The sequence below is a fragment of the Ectobacillus sp. JY-23 genome, assembly GCF_023022965.1.
In the GTDB taxonomy this organism is placed as follows: Bacteria; Bacillota; Bacilli; order Bacillales; family Bacillaceae_G; genus Ectobacillus.
Genome location: NZ_CP095462.1, coordinates 2,817,889 through 2,843,234 on the forward strand (window position 1 = coordinate 2,817,889; position 25,346 = coordinate 2,843,234).

The 25,346-nt window shown below is 40.6% G+C and carries 22 protein-coding genes and 1 riboswitch; of the genes, 15 read left to right on the forward strand and 7 right to left on the reverse strand.

Features of this window, described 5'->3' with window-relative positions:
- The first annotated feature begins 20 nt into the window (after positions 1–20).
- Positions 21–2,618, forward strand: a complete 2,598-nt coding sequence (locus MUG87_RS14445; RefSeq protein WP_247083047.1) for a tetratricopeptide repeat-containing protein kinase family protein — start codon at positions 21–23, stop codon at positions 2,616–2,618.
- A gap of 11 nt (positions 2,619–2,629) precedes the next feature.
- Positions 2,630–4,687, forward strand: coding sequence for a tetratricopeptide repeat protein (locus tag MUG87_RS14450; protein WP_247083050.1), 2,058 nt, complete (start codon positions 2,630–2,632; stop codon positions 4,685–4,687).
- A 142-nt stretch (positions 4,688–4,829) separates the two neighbouring features.
- On the opposite strand, the gene MUG87_RS14455 is transcribed toward MUG87_RS14450, so the two are convergent.
- The 3 genes from MUG87_RS14455 to MUG87_RS14465 all read right to left on the reverse strand — a co-directional run bounded on the left by MUG87_RS14455 (position 4,830) and on the right by MUG87_RS14465 (position 7,372).
- Positions 4,830–6,190 (reverse strand): IS1182 family transposase gene (locus MUG87_RS14455; RefSeq protein ID WP_247081727.1). Its coding sequence is split into 2 segments (ribosomal slippage): positions 4,830–5,629 and positions 5,629–6,190, totalling 1,362 coding nucleotides; the frame shifts between segments, so codons are not numbered across the junction.
- Positions 6,191–6,348: 158 nt separating this feature from the next.
- Entirely contained in the window at positions 6,349–6,927 is a 579-nt protein-coding gene (thiT, locus tag MUG87_RS14460) for an energy-coupled thiamine transporter ThiT (RefSeq protein WP_247083052.1), read from the reverse strand.
- A gap of 69 nt (positions 6,928–6,996) precedes the next feature.
- A riboswitch (TPP riboswitch) is annotated at positions 6,997–7,096 on the reverse strand.
- A 51-nt stretch (positions 7,097–7,147) separates the two neighbouring features.
- Entirely contained in the window at positions 7,148–7,372 is a 225-nt protein-coding gene (locus tag MUG87_RS14465; RefSeq protein WP_247083053.1) for a DUF1128 domain-containing protein, read from the reverse strand.
- Between the two features lie 502 nt (positions 7,373–7,874).
- On the opposite strand from MUG87_RS14465, the gene MUG87_RS14470 reads away from it, so the two are divergent.
- A complete protein-coding gene (locus MUG87_RS14470; protein WP_247083055.1) occupies positions 7,875–8,429 on the forward strand; it encodes a hypothetical protein in 555 nt (184 codons plus the stop codon).
- Between the two features lie 13 nt (positions 8,430–8,442).
- Positions 8,443–9,312, forward strand: coding sequence for a YihY/virulence factor BrkB family protein (locus MUG87_RS14475; RefSeq protein ID WP_247083057.1), 870 nt, complete (start codon positions 8,443–8,445; stop codon positions 9,310–9,312).
- 212 nt (positions 9,313–9,524) lie between these two features.
- On the opposite strand, the gene MUG87_RS14480 is transcribed toward MUG87_RS14475, so the two are convergent.
- A complete protein-coding gene (locus tag MUG87_RS14480; RefSeq protein ID WP_247083059.1) occupies positions 9,525–11,441 on the reverse strand; it encodes a heavy metal translocating P-type ATPase in 1,917 nt (638 codons plus the stop codon).
- A 251-nt stretch (positions 11,442–11,692) separates the two neighbouring features.
- On the opposite strand from MUG87_RS14480, the gene MUG87_RS14485 reads away from it, so the two are divergent.
- The 7 genes from MUG87_RS14485 to MUG87_RS14515 all read left to right on the forward strand — a co-directional run bounded on the left by MUG87_RS14485 (position 11,693) and on the right by MUG87_RS14515 (position 20,389).
- Positions 11,693–12,637, forward strand: a complete 945-nt coding sequence (locus MUG87_RS14485; protein ID WP_247083060.1) for a DMT family transporter — start codon at positions 11,693–11,695, stop codon at positions 12,635–12,637.
- 185 nt (positions 12,638–12,822) lie between these two features.
- Complete coding sequence (locus tag MUG87_RS14490; protein WP_247083061.1) at positions 12,823–13,431, forward strand: DedA family protein; 609 nt, start codon at positions 12,823–12,825, stop codon at positions 13,429–13,431.
- Positions 13,432–13,668: 237 nt separating this feature from the next.
- Positions 13,669–14,607, forward strand: a complete 939-nt coding sequence (locus MUG87_RS14495; RefSeq protein ID WP_247083062.1) for a carbohydrate ABC transporter permease — start codon at positions 13,669–13,671, stop codon at positions 14,605–14,607.
- A complete protein-coding gene (locus tag MUG87_RS14500; protein WP_247083063.1) occupies positions 14,607–15,431 on the forward strand; it encodes a carbohydrate ABC transporter permease in 825 nt (274 codons plus the stop codon). The genes MUG87_RS14495 and MUG87_RS14500 overlap by 1 nt, the downstream gene beginning before the upstream one ends.
- 182 nt (positions 15,432–15,613) lie before the next feature.
- Positions 15,614–16,885: an ABC transporter substrate-binding protein gene (locus MUG87_RS14505; RefSeq protein ID WP_247083064.1), complete on the forward strand. Its 1,272-nt coding sequence runs from the start codon at positions 15,614–15,616 to the stop codon at positions 16,883–16,885.
- 137 nt (positions 16,886–17,022) lie between these two features.
- On the forward strand, positions 17,023–18,828 hold the full coding sequence (locus tag MUG87_RS14510; protein ID WP_247083065.1) for a cache domain-containing sensor histidine kinase: 1,806 nt from the start codon (positions 17,023–17,025) through the stop codon (positions 18,826–18,828).
- A gap of 1 nt (position 18,829) precedes the next feature.
- Positions 18,830–20,389 (forward strand): response regulator transcription factor, encoded by a 1,560-nt coding sequence (locus tag MUG87_RS14515; RefSeq protein WP_247083067.1) that lies wholly within the window; start codon positions 18,830–18,832, stop codon positions 20,387–20,389.
- Between the two features lie 21 nt (positions 20,390–20,410).
- Here MUG87_RS14515 and MUG87_RS14520 read toward each other — a convergent pair whose 3' ends face one another.
- Positions 20,411–20,557: a BH0509 family protein gene (locus MUG87_RS14520; RefSeq protein ID WP_124565073.1), complete on the reverse strand. Its 147-nt coding sequence runs from the start codon at positions 20,555–20,557 to the stop codon at positions 20,411–20,413.
- 130 nt (positions 20,558–20,687) lie between these two features.
- Positions 20,688–21,104, reverse strand: a complete 417-nt coding sequence (locus tag MUG87_RS14525) for a pyridoxamine 5'-phosphate oxidase family protein (RefSeq protein WP_247083069.1) — start codon at positions 21,102–21,104, stop codon at positions 20,688–20,690.
- A gap of 144 nt (positions 21,105–21,248) precedes the next feature.
- Between MUG87_RS14525 and cax the strand changes: the two genes are divergently transcribed.
- The 3 genes from cax (at position 21,249) to MUG87_RS14540 (ending at position 23,838) form a co-directional block, all read left to right on the forward strand.
- Complete coding sequence (cax, locus tag MUG87_RS14530) at positions 21,249–22,301, forward strand: calcium/proton exchanger (protein WP_247083071.1); 1,053 nt, start codon at positions 21,249–21,251, stop codon at positions 22,299–22,301.
- A 79-nt stretch (positions 22,302–22,380) separates the two neighbouring features.
- Positions 22,381–22,989, forward strand: a complete 609-nt coding sequence (locus MUG87_RS14535; protein WP_247083072.1) for a YczE/YyaS/YitT family protein — start codon at positions 22,381–22,383, stop codon at positions 22,987–22,989.
- Positions 22,990–23,052: 63 nt separating this feature from the next.
- Positions 23,053–23,838 carry a YfkD famly protein gene (locus MUG87_RS14540; protein WP_247083074.1) on the forward strand — a complete coding sequence of 262 codons (786 nt, stop codon included), beginning with the start codon at positions 23,053–23,055 and terminating at the stop codon, positions 23,836–23,838.
- A 43-nt stretch (positions 23,839–23,881) separates the two neighbouring features.
- On the opposite strand, the gene yfkAB is transcribed toward MUG87_RS14540, so the two are convergent.
- Positions 23,882–24,997, reverse strand: coding sequence for a radical SAM/CxCxxxxC motif protein YfkAB (gene yfkAB, locus MUG87_RS14545; RefSeq protein ID WP_247083076.1), 1,116 nt, complete (start codon positions 24,995–24,997; stop codon positions 23,882–23,884).
- Between the two features lie 135 nt (positions 24,998–25,132).
- Between yfkAB and MUG87_RS14550 the strand changes: the two genes are divergently transcribed.
- A complete protein-coding gene (locus MUG87_RS14550) occupies positions 25,133–25,315 on the forward strand; it encodes an SE1561 family protein (protein WP_247083078.1) in 183 nt (60 codons plus the stop codon).
- Positions 25,316–25,346: the final 31 nt, after the last annotated feature.

Sequence of the window (25,346 nt, forward strand, 5' to 3'; positions counted from 1 at the left end):
TTAAAAAGAGGAGTATATTCATGAGTTTTCAACCGCAAGTAGATGAGCAGATTACGTTGTTTGGTAGAACCTATAAAATAGCAAAGCATCCCGCCGTTGTGGGTATAGATATTCCATATGGGCAGGAGGGGCGGCAGGGAATCGTATATCAATTATATACAGATTCAGATAAAGCCGCGCTTAAAGTATTTAGAAGTCGATTCCGCGATGGTCGTACAGAGGGTGACACGCGATATCAGTATTTTCCCGGTTTAACAGTTTCAGAGCGTCTGAAGATAACAAAACAAAACCATAAGCACCTAATTGAAACATATGAAGATTTAAAGCAGGCAGTTCTCATGCCTTGGATAGAGGGTCCGACGTGGGCGGATATTCTTTTGGAAGAGCAACCCCTTACGCAAGAAGAAAGTGGTGTGCTGGCAGCTTCTTTAGCGTACTTATTATATATGTTAGAGGAACAAGGACGTGCACATTGTGATTTATCAGCCAGCAACCTCATTCTTTCTCATTTGGCAGAGCAGTCGACGTATCCAATCGAGTTGGTAGACATTGAACAAATGTATGATAAAAATTTAGAGAAGCCTGCGGTGATACCGGGCGGGACGAAAGGATATGCGCCGACGTATATAAAGGACGGCATTTGGACTGCACACGGAGATCGTTTTGCCGGGGCCGTTTTATTAGCTGAAATGCTGGGATGGGTTGAAGAAGCGGTTCGTTTTGCTAAAGCGAACGATGCGAGTTATTTTGATGAAACGGACATGCATGGTGAGGGCGAGCGTTATCAAACATTGGTAGCGTCCTTACGGAAACATTGGGGAGAAAATATAGGGCACTTGTTTGAAACGGCTTGGAAAAGTAATTCTTTAGAGGAGTGCCCAAGCTTTCGTATGTGGTGGGAAGCACTTCCTGAGGAAATTAAGGAAGAGAGCAAGAGAAAATATAACAAATGTTTGATGGAAGCAAAAGCCCGCCTTCCCGAGCATAAAGCTACTTTGTCAGCGCAAGAGCGTTTAGAAGCAGCACGTCTTCTAGAGCAAGTAGGAAATAAAGAGGCAGCTTTGCGCGAATATCAATATATGAGCACGCACATGCAGTATAGTTCACTGTGGGAGGACTTGAAAGGATTAGTTAATGAAAAAGAAGTATCTTCGTCATTCCAACTGACAGACTATATTGAAGCAGCAAGTATATATGAAAAAAATGCAGATTGGAAGAGCGCTATTTTTTTATATGACTATGCGCAAAAGCAATTTGCTACTGACGAGACCGTTGTACAGGAACTTTCTATTATTAGTGCGCAATTGCAAGAAACGCAGAAGCTAGAAGAGAAAGCTGTAAAAATTGAAGAACTTGAGATTGCTAAGCAAAAAATTGAGGCACCGTTTTATATAGAGCGCGAGAAAAAAACGAGTCCATTCGCAGCAACAGAAACAAAAGAGCCATTTCGATATAAAAAATGGATGATAGGTGCCGGCGCTAGTATAGGTATCACACTTTTACTTGCTGCCAGCTATTACGGTATTACAGAGTACCGCTATAAATCTAATATTGAAGCCGGTAAAAAGGCTTATAACGAAATGGAATATTTAGAAGCAGAAGAGAGATTTGAAAAGGCGGCAGCGATTAAAGAAACAGAAGATGCCTACGTTAAATTGGCAGCCACATATGTAATGCGTGAGCAATATCAAAAAACAATTGAGTATTTGGCTGACTTAAAGGCTAAAGGGAAGATATCTAAAAGAAGCGCTTTAGGTGCTTATTTTACAGGACGTGCTTGGTTTAGCCTAAAGAATTATGATCAGGCTGTAATTTCATATAAGGCAGCGTTAGCTTCTAAAGATGGTAAGCTTGGTGATTATCGTAACCCAGCTTTACGTGACTTAGCAGTAAGCTATGCACAGCAAGGGAAATCAGAAGAAGCACGTAACGTATTAGCTAGCATTGAACAAACAGATGACCGCGCAGCGGCATTTGTGAATTGGATTGAGGGCGATTTAGCGTCTGTGGATAAAAATTATACGTATGCCATTGAAAAATACAAAACAGCGTCAGAAAAAGACCCTGATACCCTTCGTTATAAGCAACTGCTAGGTCGTGCTTATGTATTAGCGAATCGTACAGAAACGGATTTTGCTAAAAAAGAAGCGCAATTTAAAACAGCGATTGATATCTTAAGTAGTGTCCGCAGCGCAGATCCAAATAACGCTATTGTATTGGGCGATTTAGCAAGCGCATATTCAGAGGCTGGCGGATTTTATGAGGTGCAAAGTCAACTTGATAAAAGTGCCGGTATGTATAATGAAGCAATTAAACTATATGAAACGATTCGTCAAACCGGATTTAGCAATGACAATCTCGATTTAAATATTGCTGCCTTGAACGGTAAACTTGATAGAGTTGATGAAGCACAAGCCGGCTTCCAAAGAGTACTGGAGAGGAAACCGAATGATGGTCATGCCTTTATGCTGTATGGACTTTTTTTAATGGATCAGAAGAAGTATAAGGAAGCATTTGACGCTTTAGATAAAGCAGAGCAGTTTAGTAATGATGCTGCAGAGCGCGATCTGGCTAAAAACAGAAAACAAGAGTTAAAAGATAAAGGATTTGTTAAATAGGGGGAGCATGTATGAAACAAAAAATGAAAGTGACATCTGTCGTTCTTTCAAGTGTTGTATTTGCATCAGGTTGTACATGGTTTGGCGGAGAAAAATCAATTGAAAAAAAAGCCAGCTTGCAGTTAGAAAAAAGTAAAGTGAATGAACCACAAGCAAATGATAAACAATTAAGCCTGGACAATAGCTATGCAAAAGAAAATTCATTGGGGGCACAGCTGATTTCTGGAACGAAAAAGTCCAAAGAATCTCAGAAATCAGGAAGTGTACTCGATGACATCTCTAACTTGTCTCAATATGTAATCGACTCAGTCAAACAGCCAATTCAAACCATTGCCGGCGATGTGTTAAACGTAGTACTTCCGGATGCACCGGTTGTTGTACCGGGTGAAGACGGAACAAATGTTATCGTGCCGATTAACCCTAATGCTCCTGATCCTAACGAGCCTATTAATCCAGATGAAAATACCAAGCCACAGCCTGAGAAGCCTGTATTATATGTTTCTATTTTCATCCCGAATGAGGCGGTGGTATGGGAAGAGCTGAAAGATTATAACCTGCTTATGAACGAAGTCTTGAACGAGCAAACAAGCGCGGAACTGACTTCACAAATTCATAATCAGTTAAATAATAACGGTCTTTTCTTTGCGGGCAGCTCAGCTTTGCAGGTGAAGGTCCAAAATCAATATCAGCTGCTTGTGCAAAATGCAGGAAGCAATGAGGCGTATTTAGGAATGGATTTGGCATACTTAGCAGCTAAGCATTATCAAGAAGCAAATTATTATGAGGCGTTGTATTATGCAGCTGGTTATAAGGCTTATCAAGGCTCGTTGGATTTAGCGACAGAGCAGGCATTAAATATGGTTAGCGGACAACTTGTAGCTGCTGCCGAAGACTTGATGCAAACCAAGAAAGTAGACGAAGCACTTGCTATTTATCACCTGCTTGCAAATGCAAATGTGATTACGGATGCAGAAGCAGTAGCAAAAGCACAGCAAGCAATTCGTGACGCTGTTAGCCAGGCAGATAAAAAAGAGGAGCCAACAGAGCCAAATGGTGACAAGCTATACCAACGTGCGGTAACACTTCAAAAGCAGGGAGATCTTTATAATGCGCTGTTGGTTGCAGATGAGGCTTTACGATATAATCCGACCGATGCAGCTGCCGTACAAACACTTATTCAGGATTTGACCAGCTCGTTAATGGCAGTTGCTGATCAGGTGCTGCGAGAAAAGTTGACTTACATGAAGGAAACACAAAGTATCACGCCAATTGCATTTAAGAAAGAAAATACATTGGCTATTCTTGAACGTATTACGCTTACAACAGCGGCTGACCCTATGCTGAGAGAACAAGCGCAGCGCTGGAAAGCCTTTATCTCACATTGGAATACGGCTATAGAAAGCCAAGATGCATTACAAGTCGTGTATGCGTCGCAGCAAGCTAGCGATCTTGTTGCGGATATGGAAGGTATTCGTGAGCTTCTGCAAGGAGCCGAGAGATTTAAACAAGCAGAAGCGGCAGTTGAACTGGCTGCGGATACTGCATTAGCGAGCCAGCGTTATCAAGATGCACAGGAGTACTACAATGTTCTTGTTACAACAGGACTTGTAAGCGAAGAGAAGCGGGTAAAAGCGAAGGAGATTAAAGCAGCCTATCTGGATCGATTATTGATTGCAAATCAATATGCGGCAAGTAATGCCTACAAAGCATTAACGATACTCAATTCCATTGGTGCAAGAGAGGAAATCAAAGACTATGCACAGCATATTGCTGGTACGTTGTTCATTGAAACAGAAAGCAACTACAACGACTTCAAAGACAAAGCACAAGTAAAAGAGGCTTACATTCGCTATACGTCTATTGTAGAAGCGCCTTATGCAGCGGATGATATTAAGGAACGTGCACAAGAAAAGCTTACGGCAATTGAAAAAGCTTATAATATACGTACAGGAGAACCAAAGCCTGTCGAGGTACCAGCCCCTAATCCTACAAAAGCACCGATAGAAGAACCGATTGAAGTACCAGTTGAAAATAATCAAGGTACTGAGCAGGCAGTTGAAGCGCTATAAATGAAACAAAAGCACAACGCTATTTGCGTTGTGCTTTTCAGAGTGTTGAGAAACCTAAAAGGTTTCTTAATACTCTGTCCCTAGTTTCAATTTTTATGGAAACTATGTCTGAAATGAAGTAAAAATAAACAGGAATTGCCCTTCATCTGACCTGTTTGGTCAGATGAAGGGCAATTTTTTTCATGTTTTGACAAGCTGCGGTGAGAAAAGCCTGCATTTGGACAGACTCCCGCCCTCGAAAACGTGCATACCGGTAGCCATGAAGTTCTTTCGCATCGGCAAAACTGCGCTCAATTGTAGAACAACGTAGCTTGTACAGACGCTTACCGGCACTTGTCTTTTTGTTGGCGCGAGCCAAGTCCTTATAATCCTCCCAAATATGTCGAGTAATGGTACGCGTTTTTTGTTGTTTAGAAAAACACTTGGGACGAAGAGGACAAGCCGCACAATCATCTGGATTCGATTTATATTGTCGATTTCCATCACGGTCTGTCGTCACATAAGATAAGATACAACCCATCGGGCAAGCAAAGCGATTTGACTCTTTTACATAATGAAAAGAACGTTTTGGTACCTCTTTATTTGTTTTTCCGAATCTACGATATCCCATGACCATAAAAATGTTTTGTTTCGCTAAATTTTTACAAATATGACCTGTAAAGTATCCCGCATCTAGTGCCACAGCTTCTACCTGAAATCCAAAGGTTTTTATTTGCGCTTTAAGACGTGCCAAATACGGCCCAGAATCGGATACATTCCCGGCCGTAATATATGTGTCTGTGATGATATTGTATTTTGCATCGACAGTGCGATGATCGAGGTAGTGAAACCCATTTGGTTTTCCGTCTCTCATTAGAAATCCACTGTCAGGGTCTGTTGTACTAGAACGGATATAAGTAGGTTGTTTGGCTTCGCCTTCCTTTCGAGGTTTTAGTTCTTTTTTCCGTTTGTTTGCCGATCCTCAGTTACAGCCTTTTCTAATTCTTCTAGATAGATTTTGGGCTGTTCTTTTTTTAGCTTTTGTACATACTTATTTTTATTTGCATTCGCCTTTACGTGCGTAGAATCTGTCATTAGAGCGCGACCGCCCACCATGCGGTGGGATTGAGCTTGTCTGACAATCTCTTGAAAGATGTCTTCAAAAATGGTTGTGTGAACAAAGCGAGTACGTCGGTTCCAACTAATAGTAGAGTGATCAGGAACAGGATCTGATAAAGAAAAGCCTAAAAACCACCGATACGCTAGATTCATTTTAATTTCTTTCTCTAACTGACGTTCGGAACGGATTCCATAAAAGTAACCGATAAAAATCATCTTGAATAAAGTGATGGGATGAATGGAAGGACGCCCATTATCTTCGCAGTAATACGGGCGAAGCTTTTCCTCAATAAAAGCAAAATCTATTGTGGCTTCTACAGCTCGTAAAAAGTGATCTTGTGGAACAAGCTCTTCGATTGAAGTCGTAACACGCTCATCTCGGTGATTTTTCAGTGCACCCATCATATCAAATCTCTCCTTCTCTCCTTTTTAATCAGTTTGCACAGTGGAAAGAAGTCATAAACATAAAAAACGGCTGTGGAGAACACTTTCTCCACAGCCTGAAAAGCACAACGCTATTTGCGTTGTGCTTTTATGTTTGCCCAGCTACAGAGCAGCTTTATTTAAACATGACTTCTTGTGCGTGCTAGGATAGGTGCACTTGAGAATAGGGCACCTAGCAATATAATGGAAAGAATTGCGGCAGGAAGCATGTAGGAGCCGTTGTACAGCAATGAATATAATGCAACTGGCTGCCCCTTCGGTGCATATGCACCAAAAAATACGATGCCTGCCGTGAAATGACATAAGAACCGTAAAAGACTTCCTAGTAATACGCCCGCAATCATAGATGACCAAATGCCTGCACGGTTTCCTCTCGCTGCGGCATTTTTAAGACTGTTTGCAAATAAACCTGCCAATCCGATTGCAGGGAATGCCAGCCCGTAGTCAATTAAACCTTGTACCGGATGTACCACCATTGGCTCAATGATAAGTTGTAGCAAAGCGAAAACAAGACCATTTAAGAGACCTGCTTTCCAGCCCCAGCGAAAGGCGATAAGAAAAATTGGAATCATTGCGAATGAAATAGAACCGCCTTGTGCCCAAAGTTTAAATGATAAAAATGGTACAATGTCTAATACGATAGCGAGCGCGGACGCCATTGCAATTTCGATCAGCATTTGTGTACGTTTCAAAACCATTTCCCCCTCTTTTGTAATCCAAAGGAACACAAAAAGGCAACACAGGATGTCTAAGACGAGTCCTATATTGCCTCATTTTAGCCACATCCCTACGCTAGTATGAACTAACAGGTTCAAAGGGTCAGAACAACATGTTCACTCTCAGCCGAAGGCTCCCCTTGTGGATTACATTATGAATTTTCTTCTTAACTATACAGAAAACATAAGATGTTTTCAATTTTTATTTTTTAATTAGTGTTCCTAGTTCTTCTGTAATAGCTTGCATTTCACTGATGCTGAATGTTTCACGCTTCATGACGTGTTCATAAATATCGCGAAGCTCTTCATACATATCGGCATTAAAATTTTCGGCGCGAACAGCGCCGGCATTTACCATGCGTAGCTTTTCTTTAATCGCTTCAACCATGTGTTCAATATTTTCTCTTGATACTGTAGATAAATCCATTTCAATCGCTCCTCACAAATATGACATACCCTTATCTTATCATATCATCTTTTATGTAACAGTCATTAAAGAATTATTGCAAACCCTTTAAAGTCTTTTATTTATTGTGCTATGTAACGTATTGTAGGCTATACTAAACACAACGATGCATCGAGATATATAAGTGCAAGCGAAGGTTAGCGGACTTTGTGCAGTTGCGATCAGCACTAACATGGTCACAAAGAGAATTTTTCTTCTTAAGATCCTCAGTTTGTAGTGATATATTAGTTGTAAAGCGGTGGTACATAGAATGTGAAGATTGCATGAATTTGTAAAAATTTTTATGCGAAATATAGACAAGTATGAAGGATTACATACGTGTCAAATAGAAATGTAATACAAATTAGCTGTATAAGTACAAAGCATATAACATGTGAAAACTGTTATATAAAGCACTTGTACCGTACGCAACTTGTATATGTCAGCTATAATAGTGAATATTCAATTGAAAGGGTGAAGGGAAATGGAGAAAAACGTGAAGAAAAACAATGCAGTGCGTAATATTGCAATTGGGGTAGCTGTTGGTGCAGCGGTTACCATGCTAAAAAAAAGCAATCGTGAAAAGGTCGCACAAAATGTACGTAGCGTGAAGACGAAGGTTGATGAAATTCGTCAAAATCCGGCTCCGCTGAAAGCCCGTGTGAAAGAGACGGTACAAGCTGTGAGTGAAAAGGGAAAAGGTGTGGCGGATTTAGGTATTGTAAAGGAAAAGGTAAGCGAGCTACAGAAGCTAACACCAATTGTAGTAGAAACGCTAAAAGAAACACGTGACATTTTTAATGAGAAAAAGCGTACGTTGCGTGAACAGCAACAGGTAACAGAAGGAATTGAAATCACATCCGAGTCAGTAGTAGAGGCGAACGCTGGTATGGAAGAAGCGCGTGAGCTGATGCTGCAGATTCCCGAAGAACAAACAGAAGAACTGATGCTTGAGAAAAGTACAGAACTAAAGAATGAAACGCTAATCGTAGCGCAAAATGAAGCAGAAGAGAAGAAAGAAACAAAGCAATCCGTATAAGTAGGTGAACCCCATGATATTCAACAAGATGGTAAGCATCGTGAGTATGTTTCTCCGGGATTTATATAAGCGGACTAAAAGTGATGACTTGGCGGGCTTGGCTTCTCAGCTCGCCTATTTTTTTCTGCTTTCATTATTTCCGGCACTTGTATTTCTTATTACAATTATTGGTTATTTACCTCTTCAAGAGCAGGATGTTCTTGGTCTCTTGGCCCAGTATGCGCCGCCTGATGCGATGAAACTTATTAATGAAAACATTAATAAGGTGCTGAACAAAGCAAATGGTGGTTTATTGTCGTTTGGTTTGCTAGCGGCGCTTTGGTCTGCATCTAATGGTATTAATGCCATTATGAAGGCTTTTAATCGCGCATACGATATAAAAGAAACACGTTCTTTTTTCATGACAAGAGCCTTGTCCATTGTATTAACGCTTTCCATGGTTTTTATCATTGTGTTTGCGCTGTTGCTACCTGTATTCGGTAAGGTAATTGGCAAAACCGTATTCGATATATTGGGGTTATCTGAAAGTTTTTTAATGGTATGGAGCTTAGTTCGTCTTTTACTTAGCTTTTTAGTTTTATTTATGGCGTTTTCATTTTTGTACAAATTCGCACCCAATCTTCATGTACGGCGCAGTGAGGTAATGTCCGGTGCTTTATTTGCTTCTGTCGGTTGGGTGAGTGTTTCATATTTGTTTGCCTTATATGTTGATCTATTTGGAAATTATGCCAATACATACGGCGGTCTCGGTGGAATTATTATTTTAATGCTGTGGTTTTATTTAACCGCTTGGGTCATTTTAATTGGTGGTGAAATCAACGCATTGTTGCACTGCTATCGTACAAACGGAAAAGATTCCCGTAATAGTCTCGTGCCGAAATAAGCCATACTACATATGTAACTACTTCACTTGAGGAGGAATTACATCATGACAAAAGGTAAACATGGCAATAACAACAACGATAAAAACCAACGTAAACAACGCAGCAGCTCGCAGCCAAAGCACAAAACAAGCAGCAGTGCAAACGGTCACAACGACTATCATTAATAAGAAGAGCAACATGCACATAAAAAAGCACGGGACTCCCCGTGCTTTTATTCGTTTGCTTTTAATAAACGCAATCCGTTTAAAATGACCAATATCGTACTTCCTTCGTGCCCAATAACGCCAAATGGTAGTGCTAAAAATTGCAAAAAGTTAGAGCAAATGAGCAGTGCGATAACCAATAAGGAAAAGACAATGTTTTGCTTTACAATCACATTCATTCGTTTAGAAAGCCGTATCGCCTGTGCTAAGCGAGAAAGATCATTTTTCATTAAAACCACGTCTGCTGTTTCTAGGGCAACATCTGTTCCTTCTCCCATCGCAATGCCGACGCTGGCAGTCGCTAAGGCAGGCGCATCATTAATGCCATCTCCGACCATACCAACTACATCGTACTTTTTCTTGAGTTCCTTCATAACGTCAACCTTCATCTCTGGCAGGCAAGAAGCATAATACTCTGAGATGCCGCTCTCTCTAGCAACTGCTTGTGCCGTTTGCACGTTATCACCTGTAATGAGAACCGTTTTAATGCCAAGACGATTTAGGGCACGAATAGCCGCAACAGACTCTGTACGCAAAATATCTTTTAGTGCAATGAGACCCAAGACACCTTGGTCATCTCCTACATATACAATTGTTTTTCCTTCCTTCGCTAAATTAGAAGCGAGGGCAGCAAAATCGTTCGCATCGTTTTCTACAAAGTCAGCTTTCCCAATTTTATATTGAACGCCATTTACGATGCCAATAACACCAAAACCTGTTATATTTTCAAGCTTCTCTGGCTTTGTCAAAGTTAATCCGTAGGTGTGCTTGCTGTATTTTACAATCGCTTCCGCTAACGGATGTGTTGATTGATTTTCAATAGAAGCAACAATGTGAAGTACTTCTTCTACTTTAGCGCCTTCACGCACTTTCACGTCCGTTACTTCAGGCTTACCTTGCGTTAATGTTCCTGTTTTATCAAATGCGACTGCGCGTAAAGAGGATAAACGCTCAAGGTGAACGCCGCCTTTAAATAAAATACCGTGTCTAGCTCCGTTTGATATGGCTGATAAGGTCGCAGGTGTGATAGAGGCAACCAGCGCACAAGGTGAAGCGACAACAAGTAAAATCATAGCCCGATAAAAGGTTTCCGTCCAGCTCCAGTCAAGGACAAAATGCGGAACGAACAGCATGAGTCCTACAACAATTAAAACGGATTTCACATATGTTCCTTCAAATCGTTCAATAAACAATTGCGAAGGAGATTTTTCGCTCTGCGCATTTTGAACGAGGCGAATAATCTTTTGAAATAGTGTTTGGTCAGTGGGCTTTGTAATTTTTACTTCAATAGCACCCCGCATGTTAACAGTTCCGGCGAACACTTCATGACCAATACTTTTCTCATTTGGAATGGGTTCGCCTGTAATAGCTGACTCATCTACATTCGTTTCGCCTTTTGAAATAACACCGTCTGCTGGAATACGTTCGCCCGGCTTAATTAAAATAATATCATCTATTTGTAGCTGTTCGATGGAGACGCGTTTTTCATATCCATTCGAGATAAGCAATGCTTCTTCCGGCTGCAAGGCAAGCAGTGCTGATATTTCTTTTTGACTTTTGTTCATCGTGTATGATTCTAATGCACCGCTTAAAGCAAAAATGAAAATAAGAATAGCACCTTCTGCCCAGTAACCGATGATAGCAGAGCCGATTGCTGCAAAAATCATCAGCATTTCTACGTTTAATTCCCGCTCTTCAATCGTATCAAGAATGCCTTCTTTCGCCTTTGCATAACCGCCAATCAGAAATGCAAGCACGTAACAAGTAATAGAAACTGCACCGCCTTCTAGTAGCCAGCCGCACAAAATGAAAATACCTGATAAAGCTGCAAAGATGAGTTCGTAATGCTGACGGAACATATCAAACATAGTCGCAGAATTGGATGGTTCGTGTTGCTTAGCGATAGAATTTGCTTGTGAGCTCATAATCGGGTCCCCCTTTATTGAGAAAAATAATCAAACTCGTTACCCTTATAAAATGACGAAAGCTGCCATCCAATAGGACAGCAGCAAACAGGTGAATAGGGTTTATTTTCGAGTTATTATATGCACCAGTATACCATATGTTTACACCGGAGGAAATAAAATTGCCTACAGGCAAAATCAATTTCGTTGAGTTTACATGTAAGAAGTGGTATAACGGATTAATGTTCATTAGAACGGAAGGAGCAGAATATATGAATTCAAAACGATTCTTTACACACCCATTAGGCATATTGGCGTCTGCGTTGTTTGCGACTTTTCTTTGGGGCAGCGCGTTTCCTTTTATTAAATTAAGCTATGCTGCACTTGAAATAGAGGCACATGAAATTGGGGAGCAAATGCTATTTGCTGGGTATCGATTTTTACTTGCAGGATTAATGATTGTTTTATTCTTTTCATTGCTTGGCAAACGCATGACCTTTCAAAAGGCATCCGCCGGTACTGTTATTAAAATTGGCGTATTCCAGACATTTTTACAATATGTTTGCTTTTACATTGGATTAAGTTACAGCACAGGTATACAAGGAGCTATCATTTCCGGATCGTCCTCTTTTTTTCAACTTGTCATTGCACACTTCTATTATAAGGACGACTCTTTCAGTGTCAGGAAAGCGATAGGCTTATCCATCGGTTTTATTGGTGTAATTGCAGTCAATATTACAAGAGGACAACTGGAGCTGGACTTCGGTGTGGGAGAGTTGCTACTGCTGATGGCAGCACTGATTTATTCTTATGGAAACATTATGGCGAAGGAAGGAAGCCGTACAATTGATGTTGGTTATTTAACAGCATATCAAATGATTTTTGGATCGTTTGGTTTGCTTATAATTGGAATTGTCCAAACTGGTATTATGCCGTTTTCTTTTGACGGCCAAACGATTGCTATGCTTTTCTATTTGTCATTTTTGTCCGCCGCAGGCTTTTTGGTTTGGAATACGGTAATGAAATATAACAAAGTTGGAAAAGTATCTATGTATATGTTCTTGATTCCTGTGTTTGGGGTATTGTTATCAGGCTTGATATTAGGAGAAGAGATTCATGCTCTTGTTTTATTCGGTTTGGCTTGTGTAGCAGCTGGTATCGTCATTGTTAACAGAGCATCTAAAGAAAAAAGCGGAGTGGCCAAGAAAGTTTCATAAAACAAGGAAAAGCAAGTCACAAATAGGACGACTCCACATACATTTGATAAAGAAAGATAAAATATACGGAAAAGACTTGCTTCTTTCTGATTTTTTCAGTAAAAATGAAAGTATAGTGTTTGAGTACGGAGTTTAGATTTTCTTGCAATGTAATCCAAGCGGATAGGATGTGTGACGCCGGAGCGATGGAACAGTTTTTGAACGACCTTGTGTTGCAGTACGGTTATGTTGGCTTAATTGTGGCATTAGCTGCCGGTATTGTTGGCATACCTGTACCGGATGAATTGCTATTAACTTTTGTTGGTTATCGCGTTGCCCAAGGATATATGTCTTATACGGTTGCTTTGCTTTGCGGCTTTACTGGAGCAATACTTGGTATCACAATCAGCTATGTACTCGGTTTAAAGCTGGGCTTACCAATCTTACAAAAGTATGGACGTAAAATTGGCGTTACAGACGAGAAAATTAATCGAACGCATACATTATTTGAAAAATATGGTCCATTCTTACTTATGATCGGCTACTTTTTGCCTGGTGTCCGGCACTTAACCGCCTATTTCGCAGGCATATCCACTTTAAGCTTCCGCAAATTCAGCTTCTATGCGTATTTCGGAGCCTTCATCTGGGTCTCATTATTTGTCACCATCGGTCTTCGCCTCGGCGAAAACTGGCACTTCGTGAGCTATTGCATCCATCATTATGGTGCTATGCTTACCCTAACAGCGCTCTTCTTAGGAGTAACATGGTGGATCTACATTCAATTTATTAGAAAAACAAAACAAAACCGAATTTAAAGTCCGCTTAGGCGGACTTTTTGTTTTTTACCCTAAAAGGTCTTGAGCCTAGGAATTCGGCCGATAGAAGAGGAGTTCGGGCGATAGAAGAGAAGTTTGGCCGATAGAAGAAGTAACTTTCTTACATCAAGTTATAAAGTACGAAATTTTATATCAATATTTTCCACCCTACTGGTCAATTGAATGCGTTTTCTGAAAGCGTAAACATTTATATCATAATAGCAGGAGGTGGGGAAAATGAGCACTCCTCAAAGTGAGCTCAATTCTGTGGCGGTACATACGCCAGTACATGTAAATAAAAAGAAGAATCTCAAGAAAGCGGCATCCTTTTGGTTGTTCGTCGGACCTGCATTCTTAACGTTCTGCGTCATTGTCCTTATTCCATTTTTTTATGGGATGTATTATGCGTTTACTGATTGGAACGGGGTTACAGGAAATGTAAAATGGGTTGGCTTAGATAACTTTAAGTATTTACTTACAGAAGATAAGCAATTTAAGACATCGTTCATACTCACAGTCAAGTACACAGTTGTTGCGGTAATCCTCACTAATGTTGTGGGGTTTGCACTGGCGATGCTGGTGACGCAAATGCTAAAAACAAGCAATATACTTCGAACGATTTTCTTTATGCCGAACTTAATTGGTGGTTTGTTGCTCGGTTTCATTTGGCAATTCATCTTCGTAAAAGGCTTTGCTTCTATCGGAGCTTTAACAAATATTAAATTTTTCACATTACCTTGGCTTGGTGATGCAAATACAGCCTTTTGGGGCATTGTGATTGTGAGCGTATGGCAAGGTGCTGGTTATATTATGGTCATTTATATCGCAGCGCTGCAAAATGTACCGCAAGATCTGATTGAAGCGGCAAAAATTGACGGTGCGAACCGCCTGCAAATCTTAAAAAATATCACGATTCCGATGATTGCACCTGCTGTAACAGTATGTTTGTTCTTAACGATTTCATGGTCATTTAAAGTATTTGATACAAACCTTTCCTTAACAAACGGTGGTCCGTTTAAAGCAACGGAAATGCTGGCACTTAACATTTACACAGAAGCATTCGTAAACAATCGTTACGGTTTAGGTGAAGCGAAGGCATTGATCTTCTTCATCGTCGTAGCGGCAGTTACTACATTGCAAGTTTATATTACTAAGAAAAGGGAGGTAGAAGCGTAATGCGTAAATACGGCTTACCGACCTTCTTACTAGAAATTTTGGCGATTTCACTTGCCATTGTATTCTTAGTTCCGTTTTACTATGTGATTTCAAACTCACTGAAAACATATGCAGATATCTTAACGAACACATCTGCATGGCCGAAGGTATTCAACTGGAACAACTATGTAATGGCTTGGGAAAACATGAATTACGGCAAGGTATTCTTTAACTCCTTGCTTGTCACAGTAGGAAGTAATCTTCTCATTGTATTGTTTTGCTCCATGGCAGCATACAAGCTCGTACGTACAAAAAGTAAACTAAGCTCAGTGATTTTCTTTATCTTCGTTGCAGCGATGGTTATCCCGTTTCAATCCATTATGATTCCGCTGGTAAAGGTAACATCCTCTATAGGCTTGCTCAATAGCATTTGGGGCTTGGTCATTATGTATTTAGGGTTTGGGTCAGGATTATCGATCTTCTTGTACCACGGCTTTATGAAGTCCATTCCAGTTGAGCTTGAGGAGGCGGCGATAATTGACGGCTGCTCACCATTTATGGTGTTTTGGCGCATCGTATTCCCGCTGTTAAAGCCAATTACAGTAACCATTATGATCTTAAACAGCTTGTGGATTTGGAATGATTTCTTGCTTCCATCTCTTGTATTGCAGGACGAAGCATTGCGGACGATTCCGCTGGCGACCTTCTTCTTCTTCGGTCAATATACGAAGCAATGGGATATGGCGCTTGCAGGTTTGATGCTTGGCATTATCCCACTATTAATCTTCTTCTTCGCCATGCAAAAGCATATCATCAAAGGTGTTACAAGCGGATCTATCAAATAAGGCAGGTTGTACTGCGGGGAGAAGGCGTACCCTCCTCCTCCCCGCGTACTTCTTATAAATGAAAACTAATCAATATTTTACACCTTACACGTCAATATAGGCTCTGCTTCTTTAAAAAAGAAGCGAGTACACTAGATTTGTAGGGAAGAAAGCGCTTTAAAAATACAGAGGGGGAAACAAAGATGAAATTCAAAAAAACAGCCGTATTAGCAATGGCTACATCTGCAATGCTCGCGTTTTCAGCGTGTTCTTCTAAAACGTCTAATGAAAGCGCTGACAAAAAAACAGATGCAAAAGCAACATTGAATGTATTCCAGTTTAAAGTGGAGATCGCTGATGAGCTGGAAAAAATGGCGAAGGAATATGAAAAAGAAACAGGCGTAAAAGTGAACATTAAAACAGTGGGCGGCGGTGCTGATTACGGTGCAGCCTTAAAATCACAGTTCGCTTCCGGCAACGAGCCTGATATCTTCAATAACGGTGGCTTTAACGAAGCAATTACTTGGAAGGATAAATTAGAAGATCTTTCTGATCAGCCTTGGGCAAAAGAAGTATACGATGAAGCAAAGGTACCTATGACAGTTGATGGCAAGCTATATGGTATGCCTATGAACTTAGAAGGTTATGGCTTAATCTACAATAAAGAACTATTTGAAAAAGCGGGTATCACAGAAGCGCCAAAAACTTTAGATGAGTTAAAGGCTGCGGCGGAAAAGCTTGAGAAAAGTGGTACAACACCATTTTCAGTAGGTTACGGTGAGTGGTGGATCCTAGGTATCCATGCATTGAACGTTCCATTTGCACAGCAGGACAATCCAGATCAATTCATTCAGGATTTGAGCGCTGGTAAAGCGAAATTTGCTGGCAACGAAAAGTTCAACCAATTCTTTGATCTATTCGATTTAACAATCAAATACGGTAACAAAAATCCGTTAACAACAGACTACAACACACAAGTAACGCAATTTGCTTCTGGTAAAGCTGCGATGATGCAACAGGGTAACTGGGCACAGCCAATGATCGATAAAATTACGCCAAACATGAAGCTTGGATTCTTGCCAATGCCGATTTCTAACGACAAAGACAAAATGGATAAATTATTCGTAGGCGTACCGAACAACTGGGTTGTAAACAAAAACTCTAAAAACAAAGAAGAAGCGAAAAAGTTCTTGAACTGGATGGCTACTTCTAAAACAGGCCAAACGTACATGGTTGAGAAATTTAAGTTTATCCCTGCATTCAAAAACATTGAAGGTAAAAACTTAGGACCATTGGCTGACGATATTACGAAGTACATGAAAGAAAACAAAACATTGTCTTGGAACTGGTTTAAATATCCAGACGGAGCTACTAACGAGTTTGGTGCAACAATGCAAGCATATGTAGGCAAGCAAAAGGACAAAAACCAAATGCTTGAAGACTTACAAAAAACGTGGGATAAGCTGAAGAAATAAAAACAGAAGGTCGGCGTAAGCCGGCCTTTTTGGTTGTAAGGAAAAGTGCTAACATGGCGGCACGTGTTTACACAATGCATCCTACCAACATGTAGTTACGTGCTATAATTTAACTATCCTATAAAATGGAGGAAGTCATGTTTAGAAGTATTCGCTATAAGCTTATCGTCTTTTTATTATTGGCAACCATTCTACCGTTAGGTGCTTCCATTGTCATTACGTATATATACACAAAGCAATCTGTTACTGACCGTACAATTTCCAATGCCTATGATTTACTTTCAAAAGGCAAAACAGATGTGGAGACGTACTTTACGGATATTACGAATATCCCTCTCACGATCTATCAAAATCGGCAATTTGTACAAATTTTAGAGAATGGTGCAACCTCTTTTATTGATGAAAATCAACCAGAGATTGCTAGAAGCTTATTAAATATATACAGCGCGCGCAGTGAGATTAAGCAGGTGCATCTATACATTCATAAAGATCGCGATGACTACGCTGTGTATAATTTAAAGGTGTCGAGCCGCGGTAAAATGCAAGCGGTTTTAGAGAATGATTATTTTCGGAAATTGATGGTATCCGATCGATATTTTTTGGTGGAGCCAACGCATGTAATTCGTAGCTATAATAACCTATCTGAAATTTCCGCTACACAAAAGGTGCCGGTTATTAGCTTTCATCATAAGCTTTCTGATGTGATGACGGACCGATTTTTAGGAATCGTTTCCATAGATATCGATTTAGAAAGACTGCAATCTATCATGGAGCGTCTTTACAACAAGCAAACAGAAGAAATTTATTTACTTGATCCAAAAGGTGTCATGGTATATGCATCAGAAAGTAGTCAGATTGGTCATCCAAACGAAACAGCCTGGTACAACAAATTACTAACACATAGAGAGCATAGCTTTGAATGGGAAGACAAGTCATTTAAAGGGGTTGTCGTTCATGAGGAGATGACGGGTGAGTTTGAAGGGTGGCAGCTTGTAAAGCGTATACCTTACAGCGGCCTTTATCGCTATGCACAAGAAATTGCGCTTATTAACATTATGATTGGCGGTATCTCATTAATTGTGGTGGTTACCATGACAGTTTTGATTTCCTTCCGTTTAACAGCTCCCATTAAAGCATTAATCGCAAGTATGAAAAAAGTAGAACAAGGCGATTGGAAGGTGGATTTACCGAACCTTGGCAATGATGAACTTGGGCTGATGGGCAGACATTTTACATCCATGATTGATACAATTAACGATTTAGTTGTGCGCGAGTATCGACTGGAGATTGAAAATAAATCGAATCAGCTACGCGTCCTGCAGTCGCAAATTAATCCGCACTTTTTATACAACGCGCTGCAGTCAATTGGTACGCTTTCTTTGCAGAGCAACGCACCGGATGTATACAGGTTATTGACTTCTTTATCCTCTATCATGCGCTACAGCATGAATATGGAGGATGATATTGTTCCTGTGTCAGCGGAGCTTTCTCATATTGAATCCTACTTAAAGCTGCAGAAACAGCGATTTGGCGATCGTTTATCCTACGAGATTGAGGCAGAGCCAGACTTGCTTCCGTCGCAAATGCCAAAGATGAGCCTGCAGCCAATTGTAGAAAATTTCTTTAAGCACAGCTTTGAAGATTTGGAGCATACGGGTGTTATCACGGTGAAAGTAAACAGAGTGAACTTAGATACAAAGCGTATTGTTATTGCTGATAATGGTAAAGGCGTTACGGAGGACGAGCTCATTCGTATTAATCTGAAACTAACACAAGATATGAAGTTACATGAAGATCGAGAAGATAGCATTGGTATGAAGAATATATATGATCGTTTGGCCATTTACTATGGTTCACGTGCTGTTATGCACATTGCAAATCGAGAAGGCGGCGGTTTTCAAGTAACATTAGAAATCCCAATTTCCTTAGAAGGAGAGGAATAATGTGAAGGCGATTATTATTGATGATGAAGCTCATGTACGACAAGGCATTCGTTTACTTGGTGAATGGTCGCGCTTTAACATTACAGATATCTATGAAGCAGAGAATGGGGAGCAGGCAAAGGCCTTACTTCTTATGCATCGTCCGCAGCTTGTATTTACTGATATGAAAATGCCAAAGATGGACGGTACAGCGCTTCTACAGTGGATTAAAGAAAATGGACTTAATTGTAAAACGATTGTAGTTACAGGCTATAACGATTATAACTATATGAGAAATGCAATTCAGTTCGGTAGCTTTGATTATATTTTAAAGCCAATTGATCCAGATGTATTGAACCAGACTATAGAACGAGCAATTGTAGAATGGCAGGAGGCAGAAAAACAACGAAAGCTGCAAATGCAAGAAACAAGCTTTATGAATCAAATCAAACCGATGTATCGTGATCAAAAGCTAAAGACGCTCATGAAAAATCCAGCATTATATAATACAGAATATGAAACGGAGCTGGGGATTCCTGAGAATGCCGAATTCTCATTTGTACGGATTGGTGTATCGCAGGCGGCAATAGACGCTGTATTTGCCGGAGAACAGGAGCTTTGCTTATTTTCGTTAGCAAATGTAGTGAATGAGTTTTGTCAACCGAAGGGGCTCGCTTTTCAATATTATGAAGAGAATGAGATTGCGTTGTTATATTGGGGAGAAGACATAGCGTATAAAATGCGACGCTTGCTTGGCTGGATTCAGCAATACCTAGAGATAAAGCCCTGGATTTGTATTGGAAAGCGCGTGAAAGGCGTGACTTCACTATTACAGACAGTGGAAAGCGCAGAGCAGGTAAGACAAAACATGAATGTGCTGCGAAACAATCAAGGCGTGTATTTGGAAGAGGCTTCGCATATCGAACGAGTCAGTTTATTAGATTTTACTGCTGAGGTAGAAGAGCTTGTGAACACAGGCAGCTTAGAGCTGTATCATAATTTAGTCGAGAATGTGTTGCAGCCATTTCGTACAAAAGGCATCTTGCCACTGGAACAAATTCAGCAGTGGGAACGCGAGTACGATGTCATTCGCGATCGCTGGTTAAATCGGTATGGATATGAGGTAAGGGAAGAAAATGTGTGGGAAAGCTACTGGGATGTACAAAGCAATTTCTCACTAACGGCGTTTTTGGAAAGAAAGCAGTCTAATGTACAGACCTTTTTGCAGGAAATCAAACAGCGAAAAGGCAAGCAGCAAAATACAATGGTTGAAATTGAGCAGTACATCAAACAAAACTACCAAAAAGAGTTGCGTTTACAAGAAATAGCGGAGATGTTTTATTTAAGTAAAGAACATATTTCGCGCCGTTTTAAGCAGGAATATGGGGAGACGCTATCTGATTATGTAACAAATATCCGTATGGAAAAGGCAAAGCGCCTTCTGCAAAACGAAGTATTTAAAATTTATGAAGTGGCCGCAATGGTCGGCTATCAGGATGATAAATATTTCCGTAAAGTATTTAAAAAAGCGACGGGGATTACACCGAACGAATACCGAGCGGAATATATACAAAAAAAATAAGCAGCTGCGGGCTGCTTATTTTTATTCAGCAATTTCTTCGTACATAAAGTACGTTACATCATAAATGTATTCTACCTCTTCGTCTGTCATGTACATCAACTCGTCGCGTTGTAGCCCCTTCTTTTTTTCAATGAACTCAATCATGTTACGGCGTTCTTCTCTTTTCATGTTTCATTCCCCTTTTTTTGTTTTAGTACAGTTTATTTAAGTTAATTCTATTATATAACAGAAAGTTTAGAATGTGCTACAACTTTTTGAAAGAATTTTGTACATTTTTAAGAGCCCTATAATAGGGCTCTTAAAAGGTAAGTACTTCAGGCTGCATAACTCCTGCTTTTTCTACGTAGTAAATGTGCTTTGGTGTAATCTTCAGCAATACGTAGTTTGGATCATCGGGACCGTTTAGCCAGCGTTCTAAATTTTCATTCCAAAACTTTTTCTTGAGCTCTGCATTGTCCTCTACAGAAGCAGTACCTTCCACTTCAATAAACTCTTCTTCCCAGCTCGTACCTTTTCTGCCGAGTAATACATGGACAGCGTTGTTTGCTTCAATATCAGAAAGTTTTTTGGATTGACGATCTGTCGCTGCATAAAGCGTAACATCTTCATGAAAAAACATCATATAACAGCTATGCGGCTTTTGATTACGAATTGTAGCTAAAATCCCTGTCGGCTGACCGCTCATAATCTCTGTGACTTTACTTTTAACATCCATCGTCATAACACTCCTTTTTAATTTGCCTTTCTTACTTTTTTCTAGAATGCGTAATTTTAAACAAAAATTAAGATAAAAAATACTAAATCATGTTAAGAATAATGGTAAAATTAGCTTGTTTTATAACGAAAGGGTGGTGTAAGGATGAACAGAATCTTTTTTCTGTTAGTATTGATTGGCGTTCCGCTTTCTGTAATTGGAAATCTTCTTCATTTTCCCCAAACAATTATGTTTGGTGTCTATTGCCTAACTATTATTGCTTTGGCGGGCTTTATGGGGCGCGCAACAGAGAGTCTAGCCATTGTATCAGGACCGCGAATTGGCGGTTTGTTAAATGCAACATTCGGCAACGCTGTAGAACTTATTATTTCTATTTTTGCTTTAAAAGCGGGGTTAACAGGTGTTGTACTCGCATCTCTAACGGGTTCGGTGTTAGGAAACCTGCTGCTTGTTGGCGGTCTTTCCTTTTTAGTAGGGGGACTGAAATATAAACGCCAGGAGTTTAATGTGTATGATGCACGTCATAACTCGTCGCTCCTTATCTTTGCTGTTGTGGTTGCGTTTGTTATTCCTGAAGTATTTTCAATGAATCTCAATGAAGAGAAGACATTGACGCTTAGTGTAGGAACATCCATTATACTCATTGTGTTATACTTGGCAGCACTGTTTTTCAAGCTGGTGACGCACCGAGGTGTGTATCAGCATCAAAGTGATGAAGTAGAAGAACACGAGGAACCGGAATGGGGCAAAGGAAAAGCACTTGCCATTTTGGCAGTGGCAACACTTGCTGTTGCATATGTATCTGAAGCACTTGTACATACATTTGAAGCAGTTGGAGACAAATTCGGTTGGTCTGAATTGTTTATCGGTATCATTATCGTCGCAATTGTCGGAAATGCTGCTGAACATGCTTCGGCTATTTTGATGGCGTACAAAAATAAAGTAAACATCGCAGTTGAAATCGCAGTTGGTTCTACTTTGCAGGTAGCGATGTTTGTTGCACCTGTGCTTGTATTAATTTCTTTTTTCTTTGAAACACAAATGCCTCTTGTGTTCACACTTCCAGAGCTCATCGCTATGATTACAGCGGTATTTCTAACAATTGCTGTTTCAAATGATGGAGACACGAACTGGTTTGAGGGCGGAACCTTATTGGCTGCTTATTTTATCATGGGTATTGGTTTTTACCTTCTATAAAAAATTCCGGCATGTTGCCGGGATTTTTTTCATATCTCCTTAATATGCTTGTACTAAATGCAAATGAAGGAGACGGGATATGATACGATTTTGTTTTTTTGTGGCAGGCATTGTACTGCTGACCTTAGGCGTTGCTCTTACTTTAAAATCAAACCTTGGCGCTGGCCCATGGGATGCACTAACGGCAGGACAAGCAGCAACACTGGGATTTACAGTCGGTACTTGGGTGATTATTAACGGCGCTCTGCTATTGTTTGTAAATGCTTTTTTAGTAAAGGAAAAACCGCAGTTTCCAGCGATGTTAACCTTTTTTGGAATTGGCTTTATGCTCGACGTTTGGCTGCTGCAAATGAAGGGATGGCAGCCGGAAGGAGATGCCGATAGAGCCGCTACATTAACAGCGGGTATTCTTTTACTTGCCCTTGGCGTATCCATGTACCTGCAATCACGCTATCCAGCCAATCCTATTGATAATTTAATGCTTTCTCTGCAAAAGCGCTTTGGTACGAATTTAATGGCCTCTAAAACCATTGGAGAAGTGGGTGCGCTTGTACTTGCTATTTTCCTGCACGGTCCTGTTGGCTGGGGAACGCTGCTGATTGCCATCGTCATCGGTCCTCTCATTCAAGCTTTATATCATCCTGTAGGCGCTTTTATGCAAAAGTGTGGTATGAGCGTAAAAAAATGAGCATAACAAGCGAGGCCCCAGAAAACAATAACAGTGATGTACTTTACTGAAAGGGGCTATACCATGAGACAGGTCATTACCAGTGTGTTTTCGCTTTTATTATTGCTTGCGCCTTGTCATGTATTTGCTGAAAAAGCGGCGATTAAAGCTCCGCCTTCCGCTCTCGACATATCAAAGGAAAATACGTATCCCAACCCGACGCAGGATTTGCCGCGGTTGCAGCCGAGCGAGCTCGCTAAAAATCTATTGGATACGTCTAAAATACCAATTGAAAATCCAGATCTTATTCGAATGTTTAACGAAACATCGATTTCCAATGCACCGCTTGCTGTTGGGTACCGTGCTAAAATTTATCTGGGTCAGTGGCCGCTCAACTACGAGTCCACGGAAACAACGGTAAATTGGGAGTATCAACAAATTAATCGAAACTTTCACGATAATCGCGGCGGCAAAACGTTTCACGCATTGTCGTATCATCAGGACACCCAGAAAATCATCCAGGGCGGTTTGACTGCGCCAATTAAGAATGCAGAGGACGTCAAAAAAATGATGCTTCTAAAGGCAATGTCCAAAACGAATTTGCCGCTTGCTTTTCAAACGGTAGTTGGTTACGGTACAAAGCACAGCCGTGTCTACAATATTGCACCAAGCAACTTGGGCTACTTAACAGCCTACGCACCTGCTGTTAACGAAAAAGGGAAAGTAACCTTTGGTGAGGTATATTTGGTGCTAAAGGGCAACCAACGTCACCTGCTTATTAAAAACGTAACCTCACAAGGCATCGGTGCTTGGATTCCGGTGCAGGATCACGTGTCGTTTGGATTTGTTACATCGCCAACGCCGCGCTAAGGGAAAGTTGCTAAAAAAGGTGCTCCTTATGAGGAGCACCTTTTTACATGATATTGGCTTTTCTTGTTAAGAAATTTGTATCAGGATAATAGCTGTTTTTCACTAAGATGTTCGGTCCAAGGCATTTGACTGCCGGACAATGGCAGCTCAGTTCTTTTGCGGTCTTAGAAGCTGTCCAGGTATCATAAGCTTCCTGCAGGGTATGTGTTTGAATGTTACCAAGCGCCGGTGTGTCACCGAAGTCCGTCACAATGATGTTGCCATCAAAAATATTTACATTTAAACGAGAGCGACCGTCCGGATCGTTTCGCACTGTCACATTTTTACTATTACGCAGCTTTTGCAAAACCTTCAAATCTTCTTCATCGTCACTGCATGCATAAAACGGCAGGGTGCCAAACAGCATCCATACATTTTCATCGCGAATGTCCAACAAATTTGAAATCGCCGCACGAATTTCCTCTTTTGTCAAAATTTCAAGTGTACTTGCGAAATCACTTGGATACATTGGGTGCACCTCATGCCTTTGGCAGCCCATCTCCTCCACAATTTGTCGGTGAATATGCGTTATATGAGGCAATGTACGTTTATTCAGCATTGTTTCTGCTGATACAATTACCCCGGCTTGTGTGAGTGCCTTGCTGTTGTCAATCATGCGCTGGAACAGCTTTGCACGCTGCTCGAAGCTCGGCTTGCGCTCCATCATCGCAAATCCGCCTTCCACGAAATCCTCAATTGTCCCCCAGTTATGGGAAATATGTAACACATCCAAGTACGGTATAATTTGCTCATAACGCGCCAACTCTATAGTTAAATTGGAGTTAATTTGTGTGCGTACACCGCGCTCATGCGCATAACGTAAAATTGGTGCCACATAGTTTTCCACCGACTTTTTGGAAAGCATCGGCTCACCGCCAGTAATGCTAAGGGAGCGCAAGTGCGTAATTTCATCCAAGCGTTTTAAAATTAAATCAAGAGGCAGGGCATTTGGATCTTTTGGCTGCAGTGTGTAACCAACCGCGCAGTGCTCGCATCTCATATTGCAAAGAGTAGTTGTGGTAAACTCAACGTTTGTTAACGTCATTTTTCCATGCTCTTGTACATCCATATACGCTTCCCACGGATCGTAGGAGGGTGTAATTTTTTGTAGTACCTTCATATATAAAACTCCTTTATTCAGCAAGAAATCGTCCATCCTTAATCATAGAAGAAACCGTCTGTTTAATAAACCGTTTTGCTTAAAAAAAATTTCTTGTATAATAAGAACCAACCATAGAAAAAGGAGCGAGTACCCATGGGCAACGCTACAAACAACAAAGATTCACAACTAGTATATTTGAAGGAACGTTTAAATATGTTTGTCCAAGTTATCGATACAATTGAGCCAGAGGAAGTGGAGCTTGAAGATATCGACCGCTTGCTTGGTATGCTGGACGAGCTTGAGCATAAGTGTGAGCAATTCAAAAAAGGCGAGTAAACAACTCGCTTTTTTTCTATGCGAGAAAAAT